This window comes from Streptosporangium sp. H13245, assembly GCF_055690525.1.
This window is the reverse complement of the sequence record NZ_JBSZKT010000069.1, coordinates 1-10437: the sequence shown is the minus strand read 5'-3', so window position 1 is coordinate 10437 and position 10437 is coordinate 1. Positions and strand designations below refer to the sequence as shown.

The following is a 10437-nucleotide window of genomic DNA, read 5'->3' as shown; positions in this document are numbered from 1 at the left end:
GTGACCCCCACCCCCGGAAACCCGGGCAACGCGAGCGGCCTGGTGGGCTTCGCGACCCTCACCAAATACGGCCGTAGCGGCACGAACGGTGGCAGTGGCGGCCAGACGGTGACCGTCACCAACTACGCGCAGCTGGCGGCGGCCGTCGCCGACGACACACCCCGGATCGTCCGGGTGTCGGGCACGATCAGCGGCGGCGGCGCGGACATGCTGGACGTCGGGTCGAACAAAACCGTCATCGGCGTCGGCGCGAACGCGACGATCAGCGGCTTCGGGCTCGACGTCAACGGCTGGGGCCCGGAGGAGGTCGCCTGGGGCGGCGACCTCTGCGACCCCGCCGAGCGGGACAGGTTCACCCACGTCCAGAACGTGATCATCCGGAACCTGTCGTTCAGGAACTCCCCGGACGACTCCGTCAACGTGCAGTGCTACTCCCACCACGTGTGGATCGACCACAACACGTTCTACCCGGCGGCCGACGGCTCGGTGGACATCAAGCGAGGCTCTGACCTGGCGACGGTCTCGTACAACCGTTATGTCGGTACGGACAAGTCGATGCTGCTCGGCCACAGTGACAGCAACGGCTCCCAGGACACCGGCTACCTGAACGTCACCTACCACCACAACTGGTTCGACGGGTCGAACACCCGCCACCCGAGGGTGCGGTTCGGCTACGCCCATGTGTTCGCCAACTACGTGGACGTCGACGACTACTTCATCGGCCTGGGCGTGAGCGGCAGGATCTACGCCGAGAGCAACCATGTGAAGGGCGCCAAGACGATCACCGAGGACTTCGGCGACGCGAGCCTCACGTGGGCGAGCAGCAATTTCTACGACATCGCCACGATCCGGCGGGCGCAGAGCAGCGGCAGCACCATGAGCGACTGGCTGCGCGCCGACGGCGGCGTCTCGCGGCCGTCGTACTCCTACTCGGCCGGATCCGCGTCCTCCACCCCGCCGCCCGCGGGCGCCGGGGCCGGCGGCGCGGACACGATCCCGTAGGAAACCCGTACGGGCGGATCAGGACAACGCCCCCGTCCGCTCCGGCCGCCTCGGTGGCCGGAGCGGACGGGGTGGGTGCGGAAACCCGTGACGTCCGACGTGTCAGAACATCATTGCGTTAAGTATCCGAGCGGTTACCAAATTCGACCGAATGCCTGCGAGACGCCGCGTCGTACAGTGAAGATATGGCCATGCTGACTGTCGACCTTGATGCCAGAGCGGAGAAGGCTCTGAACGAGCTGACCGCCAATGGCCGTTCTGTGACTGAAGCGGTTCGCGAAGCCCTCGTCACCGCCCAGCGATTCAATCGAATGGAGGAGGCCCGGATCGCGGCCGAGAGGCTGGCAAAGGATCCCGCCGACAGGGCCGAAGCCGAAGCGATCATGAAGGATACGGAGCACCTGCGTGCGTGGTGACGTGTACCGGCTGCGCGCTCCTCGTGACGCGATGGCCCATGAGCAACGAGGCGAGCGCTTCGCCGTGATCCTCCAGTCGGACTTCCTCTCCCACCTCTCCACCGTCCTCGTCGCGCCGACCTCGGCCAGCGCACCTCCCGCCCCCTTCCGGCCCGAAGTCGAGCTGCTCGGCAAGCAGAGCCGGGTCATGGTCGAGCAGGCCGTGGCCGTCACTCCGCACCGTCTGGGTGACTTCGCCGGTCGTCTGGATCCCGCCGAGATCGAAGAGGTCGACGAGGCTCTTTACACCGTCTTCGGGTTGCTCAGATGAGTGAAGGCACGGAGTAGATCCGCCTCCTGTCGTGATCTCCTGCCCTACGGGAAAACGGGAGTACGACAGGAGGCGGAAAGCACGAGCCCCGGAGCCGTTCGACCGCCGTTGCCAGGAGGATCGGGTTCACGGCCCGAACGCGACCTCCTGGAGGATCTTCGCGACCCGTTCCACGTCGGCGTCGGTGGTGCGCCAGTTGCTGAACGCGGCGCGCAGGGCGGGGACCCCATCGTGGACGGTCGGCGTGAGGAAGGCCTCGCCGGACTCGGTGATCGCCCTGGCCACCTCGTCGATCCGGTCCGGGGTCGGGGAGGAGGCGAGGGTGAAGCAGACCACGTTGAGCCGTACGGGGGCGAGCAACCGGTAGGCGGGCATCGCGGTGATCCGCTCGCCGAGCCCGGTGGCGAGGGCGGCGCAGCGCCGGACGATCTCCGCGTGCCCCTCGCGCCCGTACGCGGCCAGGGTGAACCAGGCCGGTACGGCCCGCAGGCGCCGCGAGTTCTCCGGCGTCAGGTGCACGAAGTCGGGGTTCTCGCCCATCGGAGTGAGGTAGGCGGCGGAGTTCTGGAAGACGCGGGCCTGCAGGTCGCGGCGACGGGTGAACTGGATCGCGCTGTCGTAGGGCACGTTCAGCCACTTGTGCAGGTCCACGCAGACCGAGTCGGCCTCCCCGAGGCCCGCGACGAGATGGGCGTGCCCGGGGGAGAGGGCGGCGAAGGCGCCGAACGCGGCGTCCACGTGCAGCCAGAACGGGTGGTGCTCGCGCAGGGCCGCGATGGCGCGCAGGTCGTCGAAGTCGACGGTGTTCACCGTGCCGGAGTTGGCGACCACGATCGCCGGTGTGCCGTCCAGCCGGTCGAGCTCCTCGGCGAGCCGGGCCACGTCCACCGCCTCCCGCCCCGGCAGCAGGCCGACCCGCCGGATCGCCGACCGTCCCAGCCCGAGCATGGACAGTGACTTGCCGACGCTGGAGTGAGGGCTTCCCGACAGCACCGTCACCGGCCCGAGCGCGGCGGCGCCCTCCTCGGCCACCGAGACGCCGCTCAGCTCGCCCAGCCACTCCCTGGCGATCGCGAGGCCCACGAAACTGGACATGGTCGCGCCGCTGACGAACGTCCCCTCGTGCTCGGGCGGCAGGCCGAAGAGGTCGCGCAGCCACGCGGCCGTCTCCCGTTCGAGGTCGGGGGCGAGCGAGTCCAGGCCCGAGGTGGGGTTCTGGTCGAGGGTGCCGGTCAGCCAGTCGCCCGCCAGCGCGGCGGGCGTCACACCACCCGTGACGAAGCCCAGGTAACGGCCGGAACCGGCCGCGAAGCCCGGTTCCCAGCGGCGTGCGAACTCCTCCATCGCCCCTTCCAGGCCGATCCCCGCCTCCGGCAGGGACGCGGGCGCGGGCCTCACCGGCGTCCGCGCCACCGGCCGGTCGCCGAGCCCGGCGAGGATGCGTACGGCGTACGCGCGGGTGGCCTCCAGCAGCTCGGGGATGCGATCGTGGTCGGCCCCGAGCGCCCCGCGCACGCGACCGGCCTCACCGGTCCCTGACGGCCCGTGCCCTCGGCGGATCTCCTCCGCTCCGCGTGAACCGCGATCCCGGCCGGTTTCCTCTGCCCCGTATGAACCGCGACCCCGGCCGGTCTCGTCGGCCTCGTGTGGATCGCGGCCTTGACCGGTTTCCTCTGTTTTGGGGGAATTACGACCCCGGCCGGTCTCGTCGGCTCCATGGAGCGACTCGCGGCCGGTCCCCGGCTTCTCCGGCGGGTCGGGCAGGTCGGGCAGGTGGTCGCCGGTGTCTGACGGTCCGTAAGAGTGCGAGGTGCCCGCGTCGTGTCTGGCGTCCATTCCTCGACGCTATGGGAGGGGCCTGCCAGCATCGCGGTCCAATTACGGCAAACTGGACCAGTGCTCAAGTATGTCCAGACGGGATGGCGGCGACCCGGGCTTCCCCTCGCGGGGTCGCTGGCCACCGCGCTGCGCGAGGCCGTCCTCGACGGGCGGGTACGGGTCGGGGACCGGCTGCCCTCGGAGCGGCGGCTCGCCGCCGAGCTGGGGGTGAGCCGGGGAACGGTCGTCGCCGCCCTGTCCCTGCTCCGGGAGGAGGGCTGGCTCGTCACCGAGCACGGCAGCGGCAGCAGGATGCGGCTGCCGCGCAACCTCGGTGAGCGCTACGCGCCCCTGTCGGTGGACGGCCGGGGCTCGCACCTCGACCTGCGCCGCGCCGTACCCGCCGCTCCCCGCGAGATCGTCACCGGAGCCGTCACCCGCGCGCTCGCCAGGTCGGCGGGGCTGCTGCTGGAGAGCGGCGAGCCCGGCGCGGGCCTGCCCGAACTGCGCGAGCTGATCGCCCGGCGCCACACCGGCGAGGGGACGGCGACCCGGCCCGAGCAGATCCTGGTCACCTCGGGAGCCCGCGCGGCGCTGGCGCTGCTCGTCGCCCACCTCGGCCCGCGCAGGACCGTCGTGGAGAGCCCCGCCTTCTTCGACACCCTCGCCGCGCTCAGGCGCTTCGGCGTCCGTACCGTCCCCGCGCGGGTCACCGCGGAGGGCTGGGACACCGACCAGCTCGCCACCGCGTTCCGCGAGGCCGCCGGGGGAGCCGCTCTCCTGACCCCTGACTTCCAGAACCCCACCGGGGCGCTGATGGACCCCCGCGTCCGAGGGGAGGTCGGGGAGCTGGCCGCCAGGTACGGGGTGACCGTGATCACAGACGAGACCATGCGCGACCTGGACCTGCGCGACCGGCCGGTGCCCGAACCCCGCGTCGGCCGGGCCGTCACGATCGGCTCCATGAGCAAGACCGTGTGGGGAGGGCTGCGCGTCGGATGGATCCGGGGCCCGGCGGCGCTGGTCCGCGAGCTTCTTCTCGATCCCGTCAGCGGCCTGTACGCCCCTCCGCCCATGGAGCAGCTGGTGGCCTGCGAGATCTTTCCCCTCATGGACGGGCTGCTGGCCCAGCGCAGGAGCGAGTTGCGACGCCAGCGTGACCACCTGGCGGACGGGCTGGGCGGGGACGACGCCTGGAGCTTCACCCTCCCGCTGGGCGGCCTGGCGCTGTGGCTGCGCCTCAACGGCGTGTCGGGCGAGAATGTCGCGGAGCGGGCCGCCACGGCGGGGCTCAGCCTGCTCCCCGGCTCGGCCTTCTCACCCGACGGCACCCTGGGCGGCTGGCTGCGGGTGCCCTACACCGCCCCCGCCGAGACCCTCGACCGGGTCGTCGAGCACCTCAGGCTGGCCGTCCGGTCCTAGGGGATGCCGGAGGAAGACGGTCAGCTCACGAAGGAGATGGACGGGCGGACCCGGACGGCCTCGCCCAGCGCCCAGCGCATCCGGCTCGCGTACGCCTCGGGATGGTCACCGGCCTCCTGGGCGACGAGGGCCGCGCAACCGGAGATGTCCGCGTGGCGGGCGCGGAGCTGGCCTTCGATGATCATGCGAACCTGGTCCGGAGAGGGGTGGTCCGAGGCCTGCAGCGCGGAGACGAAGAGAACCTGTGCCAGATCGGACACGTTCATCGGGGTCGTCATCACGTGATCCTTTCCTGGGAGGCGGGGAGGTCCGGTGGGACCCCGTCCGCGCCCCCGTCAGTCGTTCACCTCTCCATCATCCCTCTCGGGACCGACATTTCTCCCCGTCCCCGACCCCTGTCGCCCCCTAATTTTCGGCGAATAATGAGATGTGACGCGCGGCGGTGGCGGCTACCGTTGGAAACGCCTCGGAGTTCGGAAACGAAACCGGCCGTTCCATCGCGGGAAGAACGCGCCGGAGCCGTCTCCGGAATACGAGGTCCGACAACTGGATAACACGCTTCCCCGGTGCGAAGGCCGCGGTTACTTCGCTCTTCCAAAGCGAAGGTCCGGGTTCGACTCCCGGCTCCGGCTCAGGCCGGTGTGGTGTAACGGCAGCATGTCAGAGTCCGCGGCCGGTCTTGACCTCGGGGAAGTCCACACATTCACAGAGACCTTCCCGGTGCGAAGGCAACGGTTACTTCGATTCGGGATCGAGGGGTCCGGGTTCGATTCCCGGCGCGCCGCCCAAAGCCGTGCGGCGCGTGGTGTAAAGGCAGCACGCTTCCGTCGCCGACTTCGATCTCGGGAAGATCCGGTAAAACGTCCACACGCGCCTCCCGGTGCGCCGATCGCGGTTACTTCCAGGTTCGACTCCTGGCGGCTCCACTCAGCGGGGCCGCCGCCCGGCAGGGCCGGGCGACCGCGGTCACCCCGATCTCGGGAGGAGCACGGCCCCGCGTGCGCGACCGGCGCGCGAGACACACGACTCGCAGAGAAAGGCCCGTCCATGTCCAAGTTCAACACCGCGACCAACCGGCCGGCCGTCTCCAGCCCGGTCAGGACCGGGCGTACACCGTCCGGCCGCACCCACGAGGGCGCCCCCGGATACGCCCGCGACGCCAAGGGCGAGCTCTTCCTCCTCGCGGTGTCGAACATGGTCGGCGAGAACACCTTCTACGAGAAGGCCGGTGACCGCGACGAGCGTTTCCGCGACCTCGTCCACCGGGTCGCGGTCGAGGACGGCGAGTGGATGGCCCGCTTCCTGCCCTGGCTGCGCGGTGAGGCGAACATGCGGACCGCCCCGGTCGTCGCCGCGCTGGAGTCGGTACGGGCACGGCTCGCCGCGGGCCTGCACGGCCTCAACCGGCAGCTGGTGGACGGCGTCCTGCGGCGCGCGGACGAGCCCGGCGAGGCTCTCGCCTACTGGACGTCCACGTACGGGCGGGCGATCCCCAAGCCGGTCAAGCGCGGCGTCGCCGACGCCGTCCGGCGCCTGTACACCGAGCGCGGCCTGCTGAAGTACGACACCGGCACCAGGGGTTTCCGCTTCGCCGACGTCATCGACCTCGTCCACCCCGCCCCGGCGGCGGACAAGGCGTGGCAGGGCGAGCTGTTCGCGCACGCCCTGGACCGCAGGCACGACCGCGACCGGCCGATCCACGACTCGCTGGCGACGCTGCGCGCCCGCGCCGGGCTGGCGGCACTGCCGGTCGAGCTGCGGCGCGCGGTCCTGGCCGACCCCGGCCGCCTGCGGGCCGCGGGTATGACCTGGGAGGCGCTCGCCGGATGGCTCCAGGGCCCGATGGACCGCCAGGCGTGGGAGGCGGTCATCCCGTCGATGGGCTACATGTCGCTCATCCGTAACCTGAGGAACTTCGACGAGGCCGGTGTCTCCGACGAGGTGGCCGGGCGGGTCGCCGCGAAGCTCGTCGACCCCGGTGAGGTGGCCGGGTCGCGGCAGCTGCCGTTCCGGTTCTACTCCGCGTACCGCAACGCCCCGAGCACGCGCTGGGGGCACGCCCTGGACAGGGCGCTGGCGCTCGCCACGGGCAACGTGCCGTCGTTCGGCGGGCGCACCCTCGTGCTCGTGGACACGTCGGCGTCGATGACCTCCGGCGCGGTCTCGGAGCGGTCGGCCGTCACGCCCGTCCAGGCGGCGGCGCTGTTCGGGGTGACGCTCGCCGCCCGCGGCGAGCGGGTGGACCTGCACGGCTTCGCCGACGGCGTGTTCCGGCACAGGGTGGGCCGGGGCGCGTCGGTCCTGAAGGAGATGGACCGGTTCTGCGGACGCGTCGGCGAGGTCGGCCACGGCACACAGATCGCCGCCGCCCTCAGGCGTGCCTACCGCGGGCACGACCGGGTCGTCATCCTGTCCGACATGCAGACCATGAGCGGCCACTACGGCGACGAGGTTACCCGCGCGGTGCCGCAGGGCGTCCCGATGTACGGCTTCAACCTGCAGGGTTACCGGAGGGCGGCCATGCCGACCGGCTCGGGCAACCGCCACGAGTTCGGCGGCTTCTCCGACGCGTCGTTCCGGCTGATCCCGCTGCTGGAGAAGGGGCGCGACGCGAGCTGGCCGTTCTGACCCCGGCCGGTCGGCGTGTCCGTTTCGGAGACGCCGGTACGGTCCGGCGGCCATCGCCCGGTCCGCCGTCACCGGCCGGTTCCGGTCGCCGCGCCAGGGGGTGTCCCGGCCGTTACCGCGTCCCGGCCGGGACACTCCGGGAACCCGGCCGGGACGGGACGTGGCGACGGCCGGTTGGATACCGGGTCCGACCGGACCGGCGGATTTCGTGATCTTTACTCGCCCTCGTCGTAACTGTGTTCACTTCTGTCACGTCCGTGAGCGCCCGTTTCGCAAACAAGCCGCCGACATTCTGGAATGATCGCCAGATATCCTGTCGGACATCGAGACTGACGGACAGTGACTGATGCCCCCCATCGATCAAATCACCACCTTCGCATCGGACCAGCCGGTTCTGACGGTCATCATCGGAGTGTTCGCCCTCGTCCTCCTGGTCGTGGCGTATTTCGCGCTCCGCGCGACCCAGCGCCTGGCGGTCCGTTTCTACCACCGCCATATCGCGCCCCGTCCGGCGGAGGACATCCTCACCATCGTCGCCGCCAGCATCGCGACGGGTGTCTCCGCCCAGGGCATGTGGCGTTTCTCCGGTGACGTGCTCGGCTTCGACGGCCCCCTGCGGCTGCTGCTCTTCGCCTTCATCGAGGTCGCCGTCATCACCAGCGCCGTCCGGGCGCGCCGCAACATGCGGGAGAACTTCTCCGCGGGCATCGACGGCGTCGCCGTGTGGGCGCTCACCGGCCTGACGGCCGTGCTGTCGAGCATGGACGCCCGCAGTGCCGCCGAGGCCATCTTCCGGCTCGCCGCCCCCCTGGTGGCGGCGTGGCTGTGGGAGCGCGGCATGGCGATCGAACGCCACCGCATCACCGGGCGTTCCCGCATCAACTGGCGGATCACCCCGGAGCGGGCGCTGGTCCGCGTCGGGCTGGCCGAGGTCAGCGACCGTACGGCCAGCGAGGTGGACGCCCACCGCAGGCTGACCCGGGTCGCGCTGGCGGCCAAGCGCGCCCGCGCGCTGCGCGCCTCGGGCGCGTCCGACAGGAAGATGCGCGCGGCGCTCACCAAGCTGGACCGTGCCATGGACCGGGCGGTGGAGCACAGCGGCCTGGCGGTCGACTCCGCCCGGCAGGAGGCCCTGCTCTCCCAGATCGGTGCCCTGTACAACACCTCCGCCCTGATCGATCTGACCCCGCCCGTGCCGTGGGACCCTGAGCCAGGGGTGTCGCCCGCGCGTCCCGCGGTGGCCGCGGGCCCGTCCGCGCTGCGGCCTCGGGTCGACGATGACGACGACGAGCTCCAGGTGCTGGACGTCCCGCCGCCGGTCGTCGACACGGCGCAGCGCGCGGCCCTGATGCGCGCCGCGCGGGAATACTGGGACAAGCAGATCGAGCGGAAGTTCGTGCCCCGGGCGGCCGACATCGCCCACGAGACCGGCGTCTCCCTGGCCACCGCCCGCGAGTACCGGGCCCTGTGGAAGCTGGAGCCCAAGGCTCACGCGCTGCTGGAGGCCGCCTTCCACGAGCACGGGATCATCGACACCGGAACCTTCCCCGCCATCGAGACCGAGCACGTGCTGACCGTGAACGGCTCCTCGCCCGGCCGCTGACCACGGCCGGGGGCCCGGCCGCTCACCCGGTCAGGCCGACTCGCGGACGGTATCGCCGGGTCTAGGCGCTCCGCGCCGTCGATCAGGGCGAGCGGCAGGCGGACGGTCTCCTCGGCGACCCGTTCCAGGGCCAACGGCCGGGGGAACCAGGCCCTGTTCGGCTTCGACGATCGGCTGCTCCCACCGTCAGGACGTTCGTCCGGCGCCGAACGCGGGTGCCGCCTGCTTTCGGCGTCCGATGCCGTACGGACATCGGGGCCGGAAAACCTGTGACCGGGCTCCGCGGGGGAGCCCGGTCACCCGGGAACGGTGCCTCGCCGGACCCGGGTCAGGTGCGGGTCAGAGTCGGGGCGGGGTCCACGTCAGATGGAGATCCGGCCGGCACCGGCGCCGCCGGTCACGATCGACTTGACGCTGGAGGCGGTGTCGAGGGAGTAGGAGTAGGGGATGGAGGCCACGCTGCCACCGGCCTGGCCGGTGCCGGAGCCGACGAAGTGGTTGTTGCGGGCGACCAGGGTGCCCGGTCCCGAGTCCCCCTCGCCGAGGTGGTAGGGGTCGTCGGTGTTCTCGAAGTAGTTGCCCTCGACCAGGACGCCCGCGCCCTCGGTGGAGGCCACGCCGTAGCCGCCGACGTTCCCGTAGTAGTTGTTGTAGACGTGCACCGGGTTGCCGAAGCGTACGCGCGGGTGGCGCTGGGTGGTGCCGTCGAACCAGTTGTGGTGGTACGTCACGCGCAGGCGCCCGCGGTCCTCGCTGCCGTTGCCGTCGTCGTGGCCGAGCAGCATGGACTTGTCGTGGTTGGTGACCCTGTTCCAGGAGATGGTGACGTAGTCACTGGCCCGCTTGACGTCCACGGCGCCGTCGTAGCCGTTGCTGAAGGTGTTGTGGTCGATCCAGACCCGGGTGGAGTACTGGACCTGGATGCCGTCGTCGTTCCAGTCGCGGAAGGACAGGTTGCGGACGATGACGTTGGACGCCTCGGAGATGTTGAACCCGCAGCCCGCGATGGTGGCGCCCGAGTTGCCGATGATCGTCTTGTTGGAGCCGACCCTGAGCATCCCGGAGCAGGAGATCGTGCCCGACACCCGGATGACGGCCGCGCCGCTCGCCGAGAGCGCGCTGGTCAGCGCGGAGGCGTTGCTCACCGTGGTGGGCGGGGTGTTGCCGCCGCCGGTGGTGCCGCCGCCCTGGGTCGCCCAGCCGACGAGGCCGGTCGGGTTGCCGGGAGGAGGCGTGAT

Annotated in this window: 9 protein-coding genes and 2 tRNA genes; 8 read left to right on the top strand and 3 right to left on the bottom strand. The window is 71.1% G+C overall.

All coding sequences use genetic code 11. The features are described 5' to 3' along the window. The 3 genes from ACW9TB_RS39200 to ACW9TB_RS39190 form a co-directional block, all read left to right on the top strand. The coding region (locus ACW9TB_RS39200) for a pectate lyase family protein (RefSeq protein WP_472753186.1) at positions 1-1002 on the top strand (1002 nt) is incomplete at its 5' end. 185 nt (positions 1003-1187) lie between these two features. Continuing rightward, positions 1188-1418 carry a hypothetical protein gene (locus ACW9TB_RS39195; RefSeq protein WP_472753185.1) on the top strand — a complete coding sequence of 77 codons (231 nt, stop codon included), beginning with the start codon at positions 1188-1190 and terminating at the stop codon, positions 1416-1418. Next, positions 1408-1728: a type II toxin-antitoxin system PemK/MazF family toxin gene (locus tag ACW9TB_RS39190; RefSeq protein ID WP_472753184.1), complete on the top strand. Its 321-nt coding sequence runs from the start codon at positions 1408-1410 to the stop codon at positions 1726-1728. Before ACW9TB_RS39195 ends, ACW9TB_RS39190 begins: the two co-directional genes overlap by 11 nt. A gap of 126 nt (positions 1729-1854) precedes the next feature. Here ACW9TB_RS39190 and ACW9TB_RS39185 read toward each other — a convergent pair whose 3' ends face one another. After that, complete coding sequence (locus tag ACW9TB_RS39185; protein ID WP_472753183.1) at positions 1855-3243, bottom strand: pyridoxal phosphate-dependent decarboxylase family protein; 1389 nt, start codon at positions 3241-3243, stop codon at positions 1855-1857. Between the two features lie 381 nt (positions 3244-3624). Between ACW9TB_RS39185 and ACW9TB_RS39180 the strand changes: the two genes are divergently transcribed. Then, complete coding sequence (locus ACW9TB_RS39180) at positions 3625-4968, top strand: aminotransferase-like domain-containing protein (RefSeq protein ID WP_472753182.1); 1344 nt, start codon at positions 3625-3627, stop codon at positions 4966-4968. Between the two features lie 20 nt (positions 4969-4988). Here ACW9TB_RS39180 and ACW9TB_RS39175 read toward each other — a convergent pair whose 3' ends face one another. Continuing rightward, positions 4989-5246, bottom strand: coding sequence for a hypothetical protein (locus ACW9TB_RS39175; protein WP_472753181.1), 258 nt, complete (start codon positions 5244-5246; stop codon positions 4989-4991). Between the two features lie 247 nt (positions 5247-5493). On the opposite strand from ACW9TB_RS39175, the gene ACW9TB_RS39170 reads away from it, so the two are divergent. The 4 genes from ACW9TB_RS39170 (at position 5494) to ACW9TB_RS39155 (ending at position 9199) form a co-directional block, all read left to right on the top strand. Beyond that, positions 5494-5600: transfer RNA gene (locus tag ACW9TB_RS39170), tRNA-Ser, on the top strand. A gap of 86 nt (positions 5601-5686) precedes the next feature. Continuing rightward, positions 5687-5756 (top strand) — tRNA-OTHER (locus tag ACW9TB_RS39165). A gap of 259 nt (positions 5757-6015) precedes the next feature. After that, complete coding sequence (locus ACW9TB_RS39160; protein WP_472753180.1) at positions 6016-7596, top strand: vWA domain-containing protein; 1581 nt, start codon at positions 6016-6018, stop codon at positions 7594-7596. A gap of 346 nt (positions 7597-7942) precedes the next feature. Then, entirely contained in the window at positions 7943-9199 is a 1257-nt protein-coding gene (locus ACW9TB_RS39155; protein WP_472753179.1) for a hypothetical protein, read from the top strand. 362 nt (positions 9200-9561) lie between these two features. Here the strand turns inward: ACW9TB_RS39155 and ACW9TB_RS39150 are convergent. Beyond that, on the bottom strand, positions 9562-10437 hold an 876-nt coding region (locus tag ACW9TB_RS39150), incomplete at its 5' end, for a pectate lyase family protein (protein ID WP_472753178.1).